Below are 19011 nucleotides of genomic sequence, written 5' to 3' on the forward strand. Positions count from 1 at the left end.
TCAGCGTTTCACCAGCCATTGCTTCGGATTTCGTGCTTTACCTTTATAACGCAAGGCAAAGAATAAACTTGGCTTACTGTTGCCACCACTGTTTCCTACAGTAGCTACGGTTTCTTTAGCAGAAACCCATTCACCCACATCTTTTAACAAACTGTCGGCCTGACCATACATCGTCATATAGCCACCGCCATGATCAATAATCAACAACAGACCATAACCTCTTAACCAGTCGGAGAACACAACCCGGCCATGATGTATAGACTTAACGGCCCGTCCTTGCTTAGCTGCCAGAATCACGCCATCAAACCTGACACCTTCCCGCATGCTACCAAACCCACGGGTTAATGTACCCTTTACCGGCCAGGGCAAACGCCCCTTCAGTTCGGAAAAGGCCCGATCATTACCGCCAAGTGCAACTTCATTGATGGAAATCTGCAACTGCGCAAGAACTTTTTCCAACCTTTGCTGATCTGCTTTCAGATTTTTCAGCTTACGGCTACCAGCTTTTAGCTGTTTTTCCAGCTTAGCCAGTACTTGCTTACGTTCACCGCGGCTGGACTTAAGCTCAGTAGCACTAACCTGTAACGCATCCCGACGATCAAAGACAGTCTGTTGAGTACTGCGGATAGCCTGTTCTGCCTGATCAAGTTGGACCAGATCATCACGAAATCGTTGCAATTTATCCGTCATTGTCTGGTTTATACGATCATAATACTGCAGCATCCGCGAGACCTGTTCAGGATCACGCTGGGTTAACAATAATTGTAAACGCGGCAATTTACCGGTTTTATATTGCTGCTTTAACTGTGTTTCTAAGCCTCTCGCCTGTTCACGCAGCGACGCTAATATAGGTTTTCTGGACGCCTGAAGCTTTTTCAGCTTAGCTTCGGCACCACCCAACTGCTTATTCAGAGTGCCAATTTGCTTTGCCAGCTTGCCTATCTTTTTATCAATACCCCGTAATTCACCCTGAACAGACTTTTTATCTCCCTTCGTTTCATTCAGAGTTGCCGTTAACTGACGAACACTTTTCTGCAGCGCTTTAATTTGCGCAGCCGTAGCCGCTTCTTCACTTGCCGCAAAAGAAAAAGAAGGTGTTAATAAACTGAGGATAAGCGCCAGTAAAATCACTGGCTGAAATATCAGGCGCATATAAAAATGGCCGCGTTAGCAGAGGCGGCCATCATCATCAATTGAAACGCACCAGAGACTGGCCAGTCATTTCAGATGGTGCATCCAGCCCCATCAGATCCAACAACGAAGGTGCCAAGTCACATAATGCACCATCTTCCAGGCTTAACTGGGCACTACGCGGTCCGTCATAAACAAGAGCAACAGGCCAGTTAGTATGCGCAGTATGCGCCTGTCCGGTTTTTGGATTCACCATTAATTCGACATTACCGTGATCTGCCGTAATCAGTGTTTCACCTGCTACGCTTTGCATCGCTTCAAGCACCTGACTGATCGCACCGTCAATCACTTCTACCGCTTGTACCGCCGCATCAAAGTTCCCGGTATGACCAACCATATCCGGATTCGCGAAGTTACAGACAATCAGATCGTAAGCGCCGCTCCTGATCGCTGCAACCAGCTTTTCGGTTACTTCAGGGGCACTCATTTCCGGCTTAAGGTCATAAGTAGCAACATCCGGTGAAGGCACCAGAATACGATCTTCCCCGGCATATGGATTTTCTTCGCCACCATTAAAGAAGAAGGTAACGTGAGCGTATTTCTCAGTTTCAGAAATCCGCAACTGAGTACGACCCAGGTCAGACAAATACTCACCCAGGCTATTAGTCAGCTTATTAGGCGGATACGCACAGCTTGCATCAATAGAAGATGCGTATTCAGTCAGCATAACAAAATCGGCTAAAGCAGGTACCCGGCTGCGCTGGAAACCATCAAAATCGATATCAACAAACGCACGGGTAATTTCGCGGGCACGGTCCGGACGGAAGTTTGCACAGATCACTGTATCATTATCACGAATCAGACCTTTTGGCTGACCGTCATCACCGATGATACAAGTTGCAGCAACAAACTCATCGTTTTCATCGCGCTCGTAAGCATTCGCAAGTGCATCGGCAGCAGACGTTTCATAATGTGGCGCCAGCCCTTTAGTCATCGCATCATAAGCTGTCTGTACACGATCCCAGCGGTTATCACGATCCATTGCATAATAACGGCCAACAACAGTCGCCAACGCCCCAGTACCTAATTCCGCAAACTTAGCTTCTGCAGCTTCGATTGATGGCTGAGCACTGCGTGGTGGCATATCACGGCCATCCAGAATACCGTGCAGGTAAACTTTACTAACGCCGCGTTTTACAGCCATTTCAAGCAACGCAAAAATATGCTCTTCATGACTATGTACACCACCGGGCGATAACAGCCCCATCACGTGAACGGCACCATCAAGCGCTTTAGCTTTATCGATTGCATTCACAAGCACTTCATTGTCGAACAGACTGCCGTCATCAATAGCTTTACTGATACGGGTGAAGTTTTGATAAACAGTACGACCAGCACCAATATTCATGTGCCCCACTTCAGAGTTACCCATCTGACCATCAGGCAAACCTACGGCCAAACCTGAGGTTGCAATACGACTGTTTGGCGCATTCGCCATCAGACGGTCCCAGGTAGGTGTATTAGCGGCCATCACGGCACTGGATTCAGTGGCTTCGACGCCGAAACCATCAAGAATAATCAAAGCTTTGGTGCTACGTTGCTCAGTCATGGGTGACCTTTTCCAGTGTTACTGCCCGGCTGCGAACATCAGGCTGGCTGATACGGGCTTTTAGCTGATAAGTAAGACCGCGCATTTTACTTGGAATTCCCACATAAGGCGAACCTGAGCGGCTTTTTGCAATAATTTTTCCAGGCAGGTAATGCCACTTTATACTGCCTCCGAATGAATCCTCAGGAAATCGTCATTATTTAGCCTCAGCCAGTTACCTCAACAGCAAACGCGGGGTATACTTGGCCGCTTTATAGATTTTAACTGCGGCATCTGCAGCCTGATTTGCTGAGCAAACAGCACACAATGCCCGCCACTTTTGCTAAAGACTGCGGCTTTATTAAGCGCATTTGGAAAAGGTTTACGATGGAACAAGTGATCGAATTCGCAACCAATAACATCATGTTGATTATCGCCTGGATTATGACCCTGGCAATGCTGGTGTTCACCGAACAACGTAAAGGCGGAAAATCCGTCAATACACATGAAGCAACCCGCATGATCAACAAAGAGAACGCTGTTATTCTGGACGTCCGTCCTAAGAAAGAATACACCACTGGCCACATCACCAATGCGATTCATATTCCGGTTGCTGAACTTGATACCCGCATGACAGAGATCAACAAGCATAAAGACAAGCCTGTTATCGTTGTCTGCAACCTGGGCCAGACAGCAGGTGCAGCCACTAAAAAGCTGATGACAGCAGGATTCAGCAACGTTGTTAAGCTTTCAGGCGGCATGACCGAATGGAAAGCACAAAGCCTGCCTATTCTGAAGTAATACCATGTCTGAGATTACTATATACAGTAACGGCTGGTGCCCGTTTTGCCGGCGCGCAAAAATGCTCCTTGAGCATAAAAACACTGAATTCACCGAGATAGATGTAGAACGTCTGCCCGGTGCCCGGCAGGAAATGATTGAACGCACCAAGCGTACTTCTGTGCCGCAAATATTTATCGGTGATTACCACGTGGGTGGCTGTGATGAGCTGTTCGCCCTGGAACACCAAGACAAACTCGACAGCCTGCTGAAAGGCTGATCATCGACTGACATTAAGGATTTAAGCATGGCTGAGAACGAACAAGCGCAACAAGAACAGGCAGCTCCACAGTTTGCTATCCAGCGCATTTATACAAAAGATTCTTCTTTCGAAGCACCAAATTCACCAGCAGTATTCACTAAGCAGTGGCAGCCAGAAATTAATCTGGATATGAATACTTCTACCAATAAGCTGGAAGAAGGCGTTTACGAAGTTATTCTAACTCTGACAGTTACTGCCAAGAACGCTGAAGAAACAGCATTCCTGTCAGAAATCCAGCAAGCAGGTATCTTCACTGTTTCCGGTCTGGAAGAGCAGGAACTGCATCACACTCTGGGCGCATTCTGCCCGAACATTCTGTTCCCATATGCACGTGAAGCAGTTGACAGCATGGTTAACAAAGGCAGCTTCCCTGCAGTAATGCTGGCGCCGGTTAACTTCGACGCACTATACGCTCAGCAAATGCAGCAGCGCATGGCTGAAGCGGAAGCCGCTCAGGAAGCACAGCACTAAGTATCTTCTGTCTATTTCTGACTAAATACTAAAAAAGGTCGACTGTTAAAACAGCCGACCTTTTTTGTGCGCTTAGCTTTTCGCCGCCTTTTCAGGCTTTTCAACGCCTTTTATTCAGGCCTGTACTTAAGCTGCAGACCTTTTAAAAAGTTTCTTAAAATCTGCGTTTTACATTCCCGATAATGCTTATGACCCGGTTTCCGGAAAAAAGCACTTAACTCATGCTTACTGATATCAGAGCCACCCATCGCCAAAATCTCCAGCACATCTTCAGCTTGCAGATTTAAAGCAATCTTCAACTTCATGAATACAATGTTATGCGACAGGCTTGATTCCGGAGCGACCTGCGGCCCTTCTCGTTTACCACGTTTTTCATTGATAAAACCGTTTAAAAAAGTGGCTAGCAATGAATCTTCACACAGCTGAAAATCAGCATCGTCATCTTTCTTTAACCAATCACTCACCTGGCTGCGACTCACTGATACATCTGCTGCCGCAAACACACCAATCATGCCATTATCATCGATATTAAAAATGTAGCGAACACGGCGTAAAACATCATTATTAGTCATGACTGATTCCGTTTATAAATACTGTAAAGCGTGGCGTGATCACCACGAGAAATAATCAGATGCGTTGTTTAGCTTGCCTGCTTAGCTACTTTGCTTAGCTTGCCTGCTTAGCTAACCAGGCATCTGCCTGACCTGTTTCTATCAAAGACTGCAGACCTGCAGCAGGTACCGGCAAAATACCCAGCATTGCTGAAGGCGGAATTTGAAACTGCGTGTGCAGTGCGACATAGTTATCAACCATAACAGCTATGGGCAGCTGCTGATTCTGTAACGCACGAATGTTAATCATCTGACTCTGAGATCCGGTAAACATCAGCGTCTCCTTCTGATGCCCGCAGGCTTTCAACCAACACTGGCTTCTGTCCAGAGAATACTCCACCTGCGCCAATTCAGTGAGCAACCATACTTTAGATTGTGCCATGCTGAATATCCTTGCCAGTTATACTAAAACGCAACGATTAAACCTGACCGCCAAACCCCAGCTTACGCCAGGCATCATACACAACAACCGCAACGGTATTAGATAAATTAAGGCTGCGACTGTCACCTTTCATCGGTAAACGTAATTTTTGCTCTGCCGGCAACGCATCACGCACTTCGTCAGGCAACCCTTTTGTTTCCCGCCCAAAGAGTAAAATATCTCCGGCACTGAAATCAGCATCACTATAATTAGTCGTGCCTTTAGTGGTTAGCGCCCAGACCTTACCCGGCTGCAGCTGAGCAACACAATCATCCAGGCTTGCATAACGCTTCACTTCCGCAAACTCATGATAATCCAACCCTGCACGGCGCAGTTTTTTATCATCAAAATCAAACCCCAGTGGCTCAATTAAGTGCAACTGAAATCCTGTATTAGCACACAAGCGAATAATATTACCGGTATTCGGTGGAATTTCCGGCTGAAAAAGCACTACGTGCAACATAAAAAGTCCTGATGATCAAAAAAACACTGGGCGGCAATTATAGCCGGACCGCCCAGTGATTACAGCTCAGACATTACTCATTGCCAATTCTTTAATCTTCCGTGTCAGGGTATTTCTCCCCCAGCCCAGCAACTCAGCTGCATCTTTGCGCCGACCACCGGTATGCGCCAAAGCAACACGAATCATGACTTTTTCAAAGTCCGGCACTGCAGTCGACAATACATCCGAATGGCCTTTGCCCAACTCCGCTTCTACCCAACGCTGCAGACCAACTTGCCAGTTCATGCCTGTATCAGCTGTAGTCGCGACATCGCCTGACTGTTCCATCAGCTCAGGCGGCAAATCTGCCACCAGAATTTCCCGCCCTGATGCCATAACTGTTAGCCAGCGACAGGTATTTTCAAGCTGTCGCACATTACCCGGCCAACTTAGCCCCGCCAGAAACTCAGCAGTTAGCGGATTCAGCACTTTAGGTTCAACAGCCAACTCCCTGGCAGAACTTTGTAAAAAGTGGTCCGCAAGTTTCGGAATATCTTCCTGACGCTGCGCCAGCTTCGGAATATGAATACGGATGACATTCAAACGATGAAACAAATCTTCCCGAAAGCGCCCGTCGGTCACCAGTTTTTCCAGATCCTGATGGGTCGCAGCAATAATACGTACATCTACTTTAACCGAAGTGTGTCCGCCAACCCGGTAAAACTCACCTTCAGCCAACACCCGCAGCAAACGAGTTTGAGTATCCGCCGGCATGTCACCAATCTCATCAAGAAATAAGGTGCCACCATCTGCCTGCTCAAAGCGCCCCGGACGCCGACTGGCAGCGCCGGTAAAGGCACCTTTCTCATGCCCAAACAGCTCTGACTCCATCAGGTCTTTAGGTATTGCCGCCATATTCAGCGGTATAAAAGGCGCCGCCGCACGGGGACTATGCTGATGTAAAGCCTGGGCAACAAGCTCTTTACCCGTTCCTGATTCACCATTAATCAGCACAGTAATATTCGACTGAGATAAGCGCCCTATCGCCCGGAAAACCTCCTGCATCGCAGGCGCCTCACCGATAATTTCAGTACTTGGCTCAGGCTGAACTTCCACCAGTGACTGTTGTTCATGGGCATGTTCAACCGCCCGCATAACAATCGCTGTTGCCTCATCAATGTCAAAAGGCTTAGGCAAATACTCAAAAGCACCGCCTTTATAAGAAGCCACTGCGCTGTCGAGATCAGAATGCGCAGTCATTATAATGATTGGTAAATCAGGATACTGACTGTGCAACTTATCCAGCAGCGTAAAACCATCAATACCCGGCATCCGAATATCACTCAGTACTACTTCTGGCCGCTGACTACCCGTCTCAAGGCGCTGCAATACGGCATCACCGCTATCAAAACTTGTCACCTTGACGGCATCACTTGCCAGTGCTCGTTCCAATACCCAGCGAATAGACTGATCATCATCCACCACCCAAACATTCGCATAATTAGTCACGGCGGATCTCCTTATTCAGTTGCGGTTGCATACCTGAAGGCAAATTATCTGGCAGGCTTTCCAGAGGTATCAGTAACTGAAAGCGGGTTTCGCCCGGCACAGTTTTACATTCGATCAGGCCACCATGCTGAGCCAGAATCGTTTGAGCAATAGCCAGCCCAAGGCCCGTTCCTGACGCCCGGCCGCTAACCATCGGATAAAAAATCTTACTAAGCAGTTCTTTTGGAACGCCCGGCCCGTTATCAACAATTTCGACACTGCACAGTAATCGATGGGTTTCGCTGCCCAGGGTTATATTTCGCACCACTCTGGTGCAGAGCTTAATCGCCGGCTGCTCAGTAGCGCTTTCCTGTAAAGCCTGCATACTGTTGCGAACAATATTCAGCACCGCCTGAATCAACTGAGACTGATCTCCGGCAAACTCAGGCAAGCTCGGATCATAATCACGCACCAGCCCAATCTCTCCACCGGTTTCAGCTTCGAGTAAGCTGGCAACATGCTCAAGTACAACATGGATATTCACAGCTGATAGCTGAGGGCGACGATAAGGCCCAAGCAGACGATCAACCAGATCCCGCAGCCTGTCTGCCTCACTGATAATGACCTGGGTATAATCATGCAAGCCAGGATCTTTCAGCTCCCGCTGTAACAACTGAGCCGCTCCCCGCAAACCTCCCAGAGGATTCTTAATCTCATGAGCAAGACCACGCACCAGATTAATCGATGTCTCATGTTGACTGAGCAACTCTTCTTCTCTGGATATACGTAACCAGCGGTCCCTGGGATGTAACTCCACTAACAGCAACTTCTCACCTTGCTGAACCATCGGATTAACACTGTAATCCACAGTGAACTGATGACCAGACAGACTGCGGACCTTCGCCTCCCGCTTAGTAAAAGGCCGCTGATCTTCTAGCGCTTCGCCCAGCAATTGCCAATCTTCATCCGCGAGCATCAACCAGTTCCTTACCGGCACATGAAACAGGCGGCGCTCACTCGCTTCCAACAACATCTCTGCAGCTGGATTCATATACACCAGTGAAAAGCGATCATCGATCAACATCACTGCCGTGGTCAGATTATCCAGTAACTGTTTATAAAGTTTTGTGGCCATATAATTGCCTGCCAATACCCTTCCGAAGTTTGGTCTCATGCCTTGAAGACATAATCGCCAGCCTCTGCGTGCTGATCTAATCCAGTTATAAAAAGACACCGACAAAATTGTCGCTGATTCTCTCAACTCTTATTATTTACTCTGCAAAAACCGAACCAGCCTAAATAATTAAATCACTTATACATTTTGCACCAAAATAGTGCACTTCGCATATATTACATCATTTACATATATCAAATTGGTGTCTGATGTAGTTCCACAGGCAAAAAAAAACCTCCCGAAGGAGGTTTTCTTAATCTGCTATCTGTTATTAAACAGAGTAGTACAGATCGAATTCTACAGGGTGTGTAGTCATGCTGACTTTCTCACACTCTTCACGCTTCAGCGCGATGAAAGCATCGATCATGCCATCAGTGAATACACCACCAGCTGTCAGGAAGTCACGATCCTGATCCAGGCAGCTCAGCGCTTCTTCAAAAGACGCTGCAACTGTTGGGATCTCAGCCGCTTCTTCCGCTGGCAGATCATATAGATCCTTATCAGCAGCATCGCCAGGGTGAATCTTGTTCTGAATGCCGTCCAGACCTGCCATCATCAGTGCTGCGAAGCACAGGTATGGGTTAGCAGATGGATCAGGGAAACGGGTTTCAACACGGTATGCCTTAGGATTAGTTACATAAGGAATACGGATAGAAGCAGAACGGTTACGGGCAGAGTAAGCCAGCATTACCGGTGCTTCGAAACCTGGTACCAGACGCTTATAGGCATTAGTAGAAGAGTTAGTCAAAGCGTTTAGCGCTTTAGCGTGCTTGATAATACCGCCGATGTAATACAGCGCCATTTCACTCAGACCAGCGTAAGCATCACCGTGGAACAGGTTAACGCCATCTTTGTTCAGAGACATGTGAACGTGCATACCAGAACCGTTATCACCAACTAATGGCTTAGGCATGAAAGTAGCAGTCTTGCCATATGCGTGAGCAACGTTGTGTACGCAATACTTCAGGATCTGAACTTCATCAGCTTTGTTAGTAAGGGTGTTCGGACCTACACCGATTTCACACTGACCAGCAGTTGCTACTTCGTGGTGGTGTACTTCGATAACCAGACCCATTGCTTCCATTGCGTCACACATAGCGCCACGCAAATCATGCAGAGAATCAACTGGTGGTACTGGGAAGTAACCGCCTTTAACACGTGGACGGTGCCCAGTGTTACCGCCTTCGATGCTGTGGCTGGAAGACCATGCAGCTTCCTGAGAGTTGATGCTGTAACCACAACCGCTGATATCTGCGTGCCATTTAACTTCGTCAAATACGAAGAACTCAGGCTCAGGACCAAACAATGCTGTGTCAGCAATACCGGTAGAGATCAGGTAAGCTTCTGCACGCTTAGCAACAGAACGTGGATCACGGTCATAACCCTGGCCAGTAGAAGGCTCAACGATATTACAACGTACGATAACTGTAGAATCTTCAGAGAACGGATCCATTACAGATGCGCTGTCATCTGGCATCAGAATCATGTCAGACTCGTTAATACCTTTCCAACCGCCGATAGAAGAACCGTCGAACATCTGACCTTCTTCAAAGAAATCTTCATCTGCTTCGCTGGCAGGAATAGTAACGTGCTGCTCTTTACCATGTGTATCAGTAAAACGCAGGTCTACCCAACGTACGCTGTTTTCTTTAATCAGCTTAATAGTCTCTGACATTATCGTCATCTCCACTGGTTTAAATTTGTCTGTTTCATACCGTTACTACATATAAGCAATAACCGCAGGATAAAATGTGTTTGCTAGGGCACTGGTCAAACGTATAAGGCTTACCGGCACCTTTGCCGCTACTACCGTTATGGGCAAGTCTAAAAGCAAGGCTTGTGCCAACTTTTAAATAACCTATTTATCATCACTAAAAAAACTTCTGAAAGGGCTCAAAATACAACCTAAGACACCCACAAAAGCATTACCAGTCCCAATAAGCACCTGACTTTGCGCAACTTTTTTACAGCCTTTACTCGGCACATCTATATAAAGTCAAATGCTATAAGACAGTGCGGCGAAGCAACATACTGGCACTTGCTACGACAACAGCTAAACTTTTTCGCACCAAAATAGAGCATAAAAACCAATATCGCCCCATAATAGGGCACCGAATAGACGCGGTATCCATATCAAATATTTTCGCCGCACAATATTACTGCAGTTTTACAGCCGGACCCTATATTTCTTACTGCTAAATCAGCGATTTAATATGGCATTTTGGTGATTTTTTCAAAACATGCATAAGAAACACACAGCTTTACCCACATTCATGTATAATGCGCGCCTAATTTATTTTGTCTGCACAGGTTCTCAGACGTGATTGAAAAACTAAGAAACATCGCAATCATTGCGCACGTTGACCATGGTAAAACCACCCTGGTCGACAAAATGCTCTCGCAGTCCGGCACTTTGGGTCGTCGTGATGAAGGCACTGAGCGTATCATGGACTCCAATGATCAGGAGAAAGAGCGTGGTATTACCATTCTGGCGAAGAACACCGCCATTGAATGGAATGATTACCACATCAACATCGTAGATACACCGGGCCACGCTGATTTTGGTGGTGAAGTTGAACGTGTACTTTCTATGGTTGATTGCGTATGTCTGCTGGTTGATGCGGTTGATGGTCCAATGCCACAAACCCGCTTCGTAACCCAGAAAGCTTTCGATCAGGGTCTGCGCCCTATCGTAGTTGTTAACAAGGTTGACCGTCCCGGCTCACGCCCTGATTGGGTAATCGATCAGGTATTTGATCTGTTCGACAGCCTGGGTGCCACCGATGAGCAACTGGACTTCCCTGTTATCTATGCATCTGCGCTGAACGGCATTGCCGGTACTGAGCCGGACGCTCTGTCTGAAGACATGACGCCACTGTTCGAAGCGATTGTAGAACATGTTGAGCCACCTAAAGTTGATACTGACGGTCCTTTCCAGATGCAGATTTCTGCACTGGACTACAACAGCTACGTAGGTGTTATCGGTGTAGGCCGTGTAACCCGCGGTACAGTTAAAGTTAACCAGCCAGTTAAAGTGATCGATACCGAAGGTAAGATCCGTGGCGGTAAAGTTCAGAAGATCATGGGTTACCTTGGTCTGGAACGGGTTGAAGTTGAAACTGCACGTGCTGGCGACATCATCTGTGTAACAGGCATCGAAGTACTGAACATCTCTGACACCTTGTGTGATCCTGCACAGGTTGAGGCACTGCCTGCACTATCTGTTGATGAACCTACTGTATCTATGACCTTCCAGGTGAACGATTCACCTTTCGCAGGTCAGGACGGTAAGTACGTTACAAGCCGTAACATCAAAGATCGTCTGGAACGCGAACTGATTCATAACGTAGCTTTACGTGTTGAGCCAGGCGACTCTCCTGAGAAATTCAAAGTCTCTGGCCGTGGTGAATTACACCTGTCAGTACTGATCGAATCTATGCGTCGTGAAGGTTACGAGCTGGGTGTTTCCCGTCCGGAAGTTATCCAGAAAGAAATCGATGGCCAGGTTCAGGAGCCTTTCGAAGTTGTTATGATCGATGTTGAAGATCAGCATCAGGGCAGCATCATCGAAGAGCTAGGCAAACGTAAAGCTGACATGACTAATATGGAAGTTGACGGTAAGGGTCGTGTACGTCTGACCTTTATGATGCCTTCCCGTGGCCTGATCGGTTTCCGCTCAATGTTCATGACAATGACATCCGGTAGCGGCATCATGACTTCTGTCTTCGACCACTACGGTCCGGTAAAAGACGGTGAAGTTGTTAGCCGTAACAACGGTGTTCTGGTTTCCATGGTATCCGGTAAAGTTCTGGCTTACTCATTGTGGAACCTGCAGAGCCGTGGTCGCTTATGTGTTGTGCCTAACATCGACGTTTACGAAGGTATGTTGCTGGGTATTCACAGCCGTAACAACGACCTGGCCGTTAACCCGATTAAAGGTAAGCAGCTGACCAACGTACGTGCTTCCGGTACTGATGAAAACATCCAGCTTACACCACCTATCCACTTCACACTGGAACAGGCACTGGACTTCATCGAAGACGACGAGCTGGTTGAAGTAACACCTAACTTCATCCGTCTGCGTAAGAAAATGCTGACTGAAAACGAGCGTAAGCGGGCATCCCGCGGCGCGAAGTAATTCAGCCACACCTCTGTAAGCCGGTTTTTAGCCTCTAAAAACCGCTTCCGGCCCGGACAGCACTCGCTGTCCGGGCTATACTCCTCCTTGCATTTATTCAATTTCTTTTAAGCCGCATCAGCACTTAAATCGATAAGCAAGGTAGCCCAATGCATACACTTTATCCGGACATAAATCCCTATAAATTACACACGCTGGACGTCGATACACAACACAGCTTGTACGTCGAAGAAAGCGGTAATCCGCAGGGTATACCGGTATTGTTTGTACATGGTGGCCCCGGCGGCGGAACCAGCCCCCAGCACAGATGCTTTTTCGACCCTGAACGTTACCGCATTGTGTTATTTGACCAGCGTGGTTGTGGCCGCTCGACCCCACATGCGGAACTGAATAACAACACCACAGATCATCTCATCGAAGATATCGAGCAGATTCGCGAACACTTAAATATTGATCAGTTTTTACTATTCGGCGGCTCGTGGGGCGCCACACTTAGCCTGCTTTACGCGCAGCGTTATCCTGAGCGAGTTTGCGGACTGATCCTGCGTGGCGTATTTCTTTGCCGCCGGGAAGACATTCAATGGCTATATCAACAGGGAGCCAGCGCAGTATTCCCTGATTACTGGCAAGAATACATACGCGAGATACCTGAATCGGAGCACGCTGACCTGCTAACCGCCTATTACCAGCGGCTTACGTCAGATAATGAAATTGCCCGCATGTCTGCAGCCAAAGCGTTGTCCGTATGGGAAGGTCGCTGCTCAACACTCGACCCTAAACCGAACGTTATTGATCACTATTCTGATCCTTACATAGCTTTAGCTATGGCAAGGCTTGAAGCACATTACTTCGTTAACGAAGGCTTTATCAGCAGCAACCAGATCATTGAACAGGCTGAGCGTATCACTGAGATTCCAACAGTCATCGTGCATGGCCGCTACGACATGGTCTGTCCACTGCAACAAGCTTATGCACTTTATCAGGCACTACCGCAGGCAGAACTTCATATTGTACGGGATGCCGGACACAGCCTGATGGAACCGGGTAACATTGATAATCTTATTAAAGCCACTAAAGCATTTTCCCTGTCACTGGCCTGACGTATAACCCATAACATGTCAGTACATCTTTGCTTGTCGCAGTTATGATCTGCCAGCTCACACCTGACCGATCATATCTGCCAGCATTGAACACTTACTTCGCGACCTTATCTTTAAAGCTACATAGAGAAAGTACTCCCTCACCATTCCCTTCACATTTGTAAATGACAAAAAAAATCCTGTTTACAATGTTTTACAGGGCATTCACCACTGCTCCAAAGAAAGACTTTAGTATTTATCTGTGGCCGACCGTCAAGTTTAAAACTGCACAGTTCCTGACGATCCGCCACAGATTGAAATATAAGCTGGAGCATAATATGAATAATAAAATTGCTAAGCCTGGCCTCATTATGGCACTACTGCCAATAGTGTTGACCCTGGCTATTTTAGGCATTCAACTTTTCTACTTTGGGGACTTCACCCCTCACATCCCCTTAGCTATTGGCCTGGCAATTACAGCCCTTATTGGCTGGTGCCGTGGTTACCGTTGGGATGATATCGAAGACGGCGCACTGCACGTTGTTCGCGTTGGCCTACCATCTATTGCCATTCTGATGACTGTTGGCATGATCGTTGGTATTTGGATTGCCAGCGGCACAGTCCCCCTATTGATTTACTACGGCCTGAAAATACTCAGCCCTGAAATATTCCTTGCTGCCAGCATGCTACTTTGCGCTGTGGTTTCGGTTTCTCTGGGTACTTCATGGGGAACAACAGGTACTGTCGGCCTGGCGCTGATGGGTATAGGTGCTGGTTTTGATATACCAATGTACTGGACGGCTGGCGCTGTTGTTTCCGGTGCATTTTTTGGCGACAAGATCTCACCATTATCAGATACAACCAATCTGGCACCGGCGGTTACCGGGGTAAACCTGTTCGATCATATTCGTAACATGATGCCGACAACCGTTCCGGCTATGCTGATTGCGTTTGCCATCTATGCAACTGTTGGCTACACCCTGATCGGCTCTCAGCAGGTCGACTTCTCTAAAATTCAGAGCATCACTGGCGGCATTGAAGATAACTTCAACCTGTCGCTGCTACTGTTACTACCGCCACTGGTAGTTATTGGTTTGGCACTGAAAAAAATGCCAGCATTACCCTCATTATTTGCAGGTGTGTTACTGGGCGCAGCTCTGGCGGTAACCGTTCAGGGCATATCCCTGCAAGATATCTTCAACTTCATGCATTCAGGCTACAAAATCGATACTGGTATAGCTGAAATTGACGGCCTGCTTAACCGTGGCGGCATTACATCCATGACCTGGGTAATCACACTGGTACTGATTGCACTCAGCTTCGGCGGTGCACTGGAACGCACCCGCTGCCTGGAAACACTGATAGACGCTGTGGTAAGCCGTACTCAGAGCTTCTTCGGTCTGCAAGCCTCTGCGACGGGTTCTGCTGTTGCTACCAACCTTGTTGCGGGTGATCCATACCTGTCGATTGCTTTACCTGGTCGCATGTTTGCGCCAGCATACACTAAAGCAGGTTATTCAAAACTGAACCTTTCACGCGCAGTAGAAGAAGGTGGCACCCTGATATCACCGTTAGTCCCCTGGAATGCAGGTGGTGCATTTGTCATTACCGCTTTAGGTCTGGGTATTGGTGACGGCAACTTTGAGAATCTGTTGTACATCCCACTGGCGTTTGCTTGCTGGCTGTCGCCTCTGTTCGGATTGTTTTATGCAGCAACAGGACGTTTCTCGCCAAAAGCATCAGAACAGGAAATTGCTCAGGCTAATGCAGAAGAACATGATGCACTAAGCCTCCAAGAAGCTAAAACGGCAAGCTAAGTCAGCAACATCCTAACCGTCTTACTTATACACAGCTTTGTATAAGTTATTAGCCAACGCCGTCTTTCTGACGGCGTTTCTTTATATCGCCTAAAACTGAAACTAAGACAGACAACAACTCCATAATATTTTCCTTCCGGCCTGACCAATTGCTGGCCAGACTATCTCAAAGTGAATACCATGCGCCCTTGCTTCTATATCTCTGTCTATTTGTAACAACTTTTGTTTCATCACGTTTAAGGCGCATCATGAAAGCACTGATCCAACGGGTTAAATCTGCAGCAGTAGATATTCACGGCGAACGTCGTAGTGAAATTGGTACAGGTATTCTGGTGTTACTCGGCGTGGAAAGAACCGATACGACTGCTGATGCCGATAAGCTACTGAAGAAAGTACTGGGCTACCGGATATTCTCCGACAGCGACGGCAAGATGAACCTTAATGTACAACAGGCTGAAGGTGGCCTGCTGGTTGTTTCTCAGTTCACGCTAGTCGCCGATACCCGTAAAGGCATGCGACCCGGCTTTTCTTCCGGAGCATCACCGCAACTGGGTGAAGAACTTTACGATTACTTCGTTAAGCAAACCCGTGAACTTCATCATCAGGTAGGCACGGGACAGTTTGGTGCCGACATGCAGGTCAGCCTGGTAAATGATGGCCCGGTTACTTTCATGCTGGAAAGCTAAATGCACTATGGCCGATATGGATAACAGCCCTCATGACTGACTCATACGCACTGGCAGAGCGGATTTTTCTCACAGTATTCCCATTGTTTACTATTGTGCTGTCCGGCTACCTTTACGGCCGTCTGAAAAATCCTGATATGCGGCTGGCTAATCAGCTGAACATGGACATCTTCGTTCCTGCCTTGCTGTTCTTTGTACTCTCCGCAAAATCCTTCGACTTGCCCGCCTTTAAAACCCTGGCATTAGGCGCAGCCATCATCATTATCGGTTCCGGATTATTACTATGGCCTCTGTGCCGGATATTTAAGATCGCACCGAAAACCTTCCTGCCACCAATGATGTTCAGTAACAGCGGTAACCTTGGACTACCGCTGATTTTATTGGCCTTTGGAGAACACGCGCTGCCCGCAGCGGTGGTGTTATTCATTGTCGAAATGACATTGCATTTCACCCTTGGCATTTACATGATGGACCCACGCACCAATCCATTAAAACTGCTGCGTATGCCCATCATCATAGCTACTATTGCAGGGCTGAGCTGGAGCAGTCTGGAACTGACTATGCCTGCAGGCATAGCAACCGCACTAGACATGCTCGGACAGATTTCAATCCCACTATTACTGTTCACTTTAGGCGTACGCCTCATCGACGTTGACTTCAGCGCCTGGCGAATAGGCGTACTGGGTGCCGTACTTTGCCCCGCTGTCGGCATTTTTATTGCCCTGCTGCTACAGCCACTGCTACAACTTGAAAGTGAGCAATATGCCTACCTGCTGCTTTTCGGCGCATTACCCCCTGCGGTACTTAATTACATTGTTGCTGAACAGTTTAATCAGGAGCCCCGCCAAGTTGCTTCAATAGTACTGATCGGCAATATTGGCGCGCTACTTTTCATTCCTGCTACCTTATATTTCGTACTGCGCTAATCACTAAACTGCAGTTGTTATGCGGTTTGCTTTCTCTGTCAAAGCCCGCTGTAATAGCGCCAGTTTATTTTTTGGCGCTGTATATATATGCGCCCGCATAACCGGGTAACTCTCATGACATCTATTACCACAACAGACCTCAGTTTCGACCAGCAACACATCTGGCACCCATACTCTTCTATGATCAATCCGCCTTCTATGTATCCGGTGGTATCTGCAGAAGGCGTACGCATCAAACTGGAAGACGGTCGTGAACTGATTGATGGCATGGCCTCCTGGTGGTCAGTTATTCACGGCTACAACCATCCGGAACTGAATCAGGCAGCTCATGAGCAAATCGATAAAATGTCTCATGTTATGTTTGGCGGTATTACCCATCAGCCAGCGATTGAGCTGGCAAAACAGCTGGTAGAAATGACACCGGCTAATCTGGACAAGGTTTTCCTTGCTGATTCAGGTTCTGTCGCCGTTGAAGTCGCCATTAAAATGGCGATTCAGTACTGGCACGCACGCCGCGCAAATGAAGGCAAAACCAATACCAAGCACAAATTACTGACTATTCGTAATGGCTATCACGGCGATACTTTTGGTGCGATGTCGGTGTGTGACCCGATTAACGGTATGCACGAAATTTTTACTGAAGTACTGCCCAAGCACTTCTTTGCCCCGGCACCACAGACAGGCTTTGATCAGCAATGGGATGAAGCTGACTGCTCTGAACTTAAACGCCTTTTTGCTGAGCATCATCAGGAAATCGCGGCACTAATACTAGAACCCATAGTGCAAGGCGCTGGCGGCATGCGCTTCTATTCACCGGAGTATCTGAAAACTGCCAGACAACTGTGTGATGAATACGACGTACTGCTGATTGCCGACGAAATCGCCACAGGCTTTGCCCGTAGTGGCGCCCTCTTTGCCTGCGATCATGCCGGTATATCACCGGATATTATGTGTCTGGGTAAAGCGATTACCGGAGGTTACATGACTCTGGCTGCGACGCTGACATCCAGCCATATTGGGGAAACTATTTCTTCAGGTGGCGCGGGTTGCTTTATGCACGGCCCAACCTTTATGGGCAACCCTCTGGCATGTGCCGTGGCCAACACCAGCCTGAAATTACTCCGTGAATCCGACTGGAAAGCGAATACCCAGCGTATACAGCAGCAGCTTGAAGCAGGTCTTTCACCATGCCGCGAACTTAATTCAGTTGCACAAGTGCGCTGCCTCGGCGCTATAGGCGTTGTTGAAATGAAACAGCCGGTGGATGCCCGTCGTATTCAGCAGGCATTTGTAGACGCTGGCGTTTGGGTAAGACCATTTGGTAAGCTGGTATATGTGATGCCACCCTATATTATGAGCAATGAGGACCTGGCAATTCTCACCGGTGCTATGCATCAGGTGCTGGTGAAGATGGAAAACAGTTAATTTAAAATCATAACGCCAGGGAACACTATTCTGCACGGAGTTAGCTTATGGCCCGTATAAAAATAGACATGCCCGATAACTACAGCTTCAGCACTGATATGCCAGTACGTATCAGTGACATAAACTACGGCGGACATTTAGGTAATGACGCCGTTTTATCTATGATTCACGAAGCCAGAGTGCGTTACCTAGCCAGCTTTAACTACACCGAAATGGATGTCGAAGGTTTAGGCATCATCATGACTGACTCAGCCATTGTGTATAAAGCCGAAAGCTTTCATGGCGAGCAAATACAAATCGATATTGCAGTCGGAGATTTTAACAAATACGGCTGTGATATTTTTTATCTGTTAACCAACAAACAAACCGCTGTTGAGATTGCTCATGCTAAAACAGGGATTGTTTTCTTCGACTATGAAACCCGCAAAGTAACGGCCACACCGCAATCCTTCCAGGATAACATCCGCAAAGATACTTAATGAATTCATTCGGCCGGAGCTACCGCTGCCGGC

Annotated in this window: 18 protein-coding genes; 10 read left to right on the forward strand and 8 right to left on the reverse strand. The window is 47.6% G+C overall.

Going from position 1 to position 19011, the window contains the following annotated elements; genetic code table 11:
• On the reverse strand, positions 1 to 1152 hold the full coding sequence (locus OCU49_RS18905; protein WP_261842104.1) for a murein hydrolase activator EnvC family protein: 1152 nt from the start codon (positions 1150 to 1152) through the stop codon (positions 1 to 3).
• A 37-nt stretch (positions 1153 to 1189) separates the two neighbouring features.
• On the reverse strand, positions 1190 to 2740 hold the full coding sequence (gene gpmI / locus OCU49_RS18910; protein ID WP_261842105.1) for a 2,3-bisphosphoglycerate-independent phosphoglycerate mutase: 1551 nt from the start codon (positions 2738 to 2740) through the stop codon (positions 1190 to 1192).
• A gap of 366 nt (positions 2741 to 3106) precedes the next feature.
• Between gpmI and OCU49_RS18915 the strand changes: the two genes are divergently transcribed.
• The 3 genes from OCU49_RS18915 to secB are packed head-to-tail and all read left to right on the forward strand — an operon-like array spanning position 3107 to position 4292.
• Positions 3107 to 3520, forward strand: coding sequence for a rhodanese-like domain-containing protein (locus OCU49_RS18915; RefSeq protein ID WP_261842106.1), 414 nt, complete (start codon positions 3107 to 3109; stop codon positions 3518 to 3520).
• A 4-nt stretch (positions 3521 to 3524) separates the two neighbouring features.
• Positions 3525 to 3779, forward strand: coding sequence for a glutaredoxin 3 (grxC, locus tag OCU49_RS18920; RefSeq protein ID WP_261842107.1), 255 nt, complete (start codon positions 3525 to 3527; stop codon positions 3777 to 3779).
• Between the two features lie 27 nt (positions 3780 to 3806).
• A complete protein-coding gene (gene secB, locus OCU49_RS18925) occupies positions 3807 to 4292 on the forward strand; it encodes a protein-export chaperone SecB (RefSeq protein ID WP_261842108.1) in 486 nt (161 codons plus the stop codon).
• Positions 4293 to 4402: 110 nt separating this feature from the next.
• Here secB and OCU49_RS18930 read toward each other — a convergent pair whose 3' ends face one another.
• The 6 genes from OCU49_RS18930 to glnA all read right to left on the reverse strand — a co-directional run bounded on the left by OCU49_RS18930 (position 4403) and on the right by glnA (position 10103).
• Positions 4403 to 4864 carry a YehS family protein gene (locus tag OCU49_RS18930; RefSeq protein ID WP_261842109.1) on the reverse strand — a complete coding sequence of 154 codons (462 nt, stop codon included), beginning with the start codon at positions 4862 to 4864 and terminating at the stop codon, positions 4403 to 4405.
• Between the two features lie 94 nt (positions 4865 to 4958).
• Positions 4959 to 5285: a hypothetical protein gene (locus OCU49_RS18935; protein WP_261842110.1), complete on the reverse strand. Its 327-nt coding sequence runs from the start codon at positions 5283 to 5285 to the stop codon at positions 4959 to 4961.
• 37 nt (positions 5286 to 5322) lie between these two features.
• Complete coding sequence (trmL, locus tag OCU49_RS18940; protein WP_261842111.1) at positions 5323 to 5787, reverse strand: tRNA (uridine(34)/cytosine(34)/5-carboxymethylaminomethyluridine(34)-2'-O)-methyltransferase TrmL; 465 nt, start codon at positions 5785 to 5787, stop codon at positions 5323 to 5325.
• A 66-nt stretch (positions 5788 to 5853) separates the two neighbouring features.
• Complete coding sequence (gene ntrC / locus OCU49_RS18945) at positions 5854 to 7275, reverse strand: nitrogen regulation protein NR(I) (RefSeq protein WP_261842112.1); 1422 nt, start codon at positions 7273 to 7275, stop codon at positions 5854 to 5856.
• Positions 7268 to 8389, reverse strand: coding sequence for a nitrogen regulation protein NR(II) (glnL, locus tag OCU49_RS18950; RefSeq protein ID WP_261842113.1), 1122 nt, complete (start codon positions 8387 to 8389; stop codon positions 7268 to 7270). Before glnL ends, ntrC begins: the two co-directional genes overlap by 8 nt.
• A 310-nt stretch (positions 8390 to 8699) precedes the next feature.
• Entirely contained in the window at positions 8700 to 10103 is a 1404-nt protein-coding gene (gene glnA / locus OCU49_RS18955; RefSeq protein ID WP_261842114.1) for a glutamate--ammonia ligase, read from the reverse strand.
• 645 nt (positions 10104 to 10748) lie between these two features.
• On the opposite strand from glnA, the gene typA reads away from it, so the two are divergent.
• The 7 genes from typA to OCU49_RS18990 all read left to right on the forward strand — a co-directional run bounded on the left by typA (position 10749) and on the right by OCU49_RS18990 (position 18978).
• Entirely contained in the window at positions 10749 to 12566 is a 1818-nt protein-coding gene (typA, locus tag OCU49_RS18960; RefSeq protein WP_261842115.1) for a translational GTPase TypA, read from the forward strand.
• A gap of 149 nt (positions 12567 to 12715) precedes the next feature.
• Positions 12716 to 13666, forward strand: a complete 951-nt coding sequence (pip, locus tag OCU49_RS18965) for a prolyl aminopeptidase (RefSeq protein WP_261842116.1) — start codon at positions 12716 to 12718, stop codon at positions 13664 to 13666.
• A gap of 317 nt (positions 13667 to 13983) precedes the next feature.
• A complete protein-coding gene (gene nhaC / locus OCU49_RS18970; RefSeq protein WP_261842117.1) occupies positions 13984 to 15462 on the forward strand; it encodes a Na+/H+ antiporter NhaC in 1479 nt (492 codons plus the stop codon).
• 248 nt (positions 15463 to 15710) lie between these two features.
• Complete coding sequence (gene dtd, locus OCU49_RS18975; protein ID WP_261842118.1) at positions 15711 to 16148, forward strand: D-aminoacyl-tRNA deacylase; 438 nt, start codon at positions 15711 to 15713, stop codon at positions 16146 to 16148.
• Positions 16149 to 16180: 32 nt separating this feature from the next.
• Positions 16181 to 17074, forward strand: coding sequence for an AEC family transporter (locus tag OCU49_RS18980; RefSeq protein ID WP_261842119.1), 894 nt, complete (start codon positions 16181 to 16183; stop codon positions 17072 to 17074).
• A 114-nt stretch (positions 17075 to 17188) separates the two neighbouring features.
• Positions 17189 to 18499, forward strand: a complete 1311-nt coding sequence (gene bioA, locus OCU49_RS18985; RefSeq protein WP_261842120.1) for an adenosylmethionine--8-amino-7-oxononanoate transaminase — start codon at positions 17189 to 17191, stop codon at positions 18497 to 18499.
• 47 nt (positions 18500 to 18546) lie between these two features.
• Positions 18547 to 18978, forward strand: coding sequence for an acyl-CoA thioesterase (locus tag OCU49_RS18990; RefSeq protein WP_261842121.1), 432 nt, complete (start codon positions 18547 to 18549; stop codon positions 18976 to 18978).
• The last annotated feature ends 33 nt before the right edge of the window (positions 18979 to 19011 follow it).

The organism is Aliamphritea ceti (assembly GCF_024347215.1).
Lineage (GTDB): Bacteria > Pseudomonadota > Gammaproteobacteria > Pseudomonadales > Balneatricaceae > Amphritea > Amphritea ceti.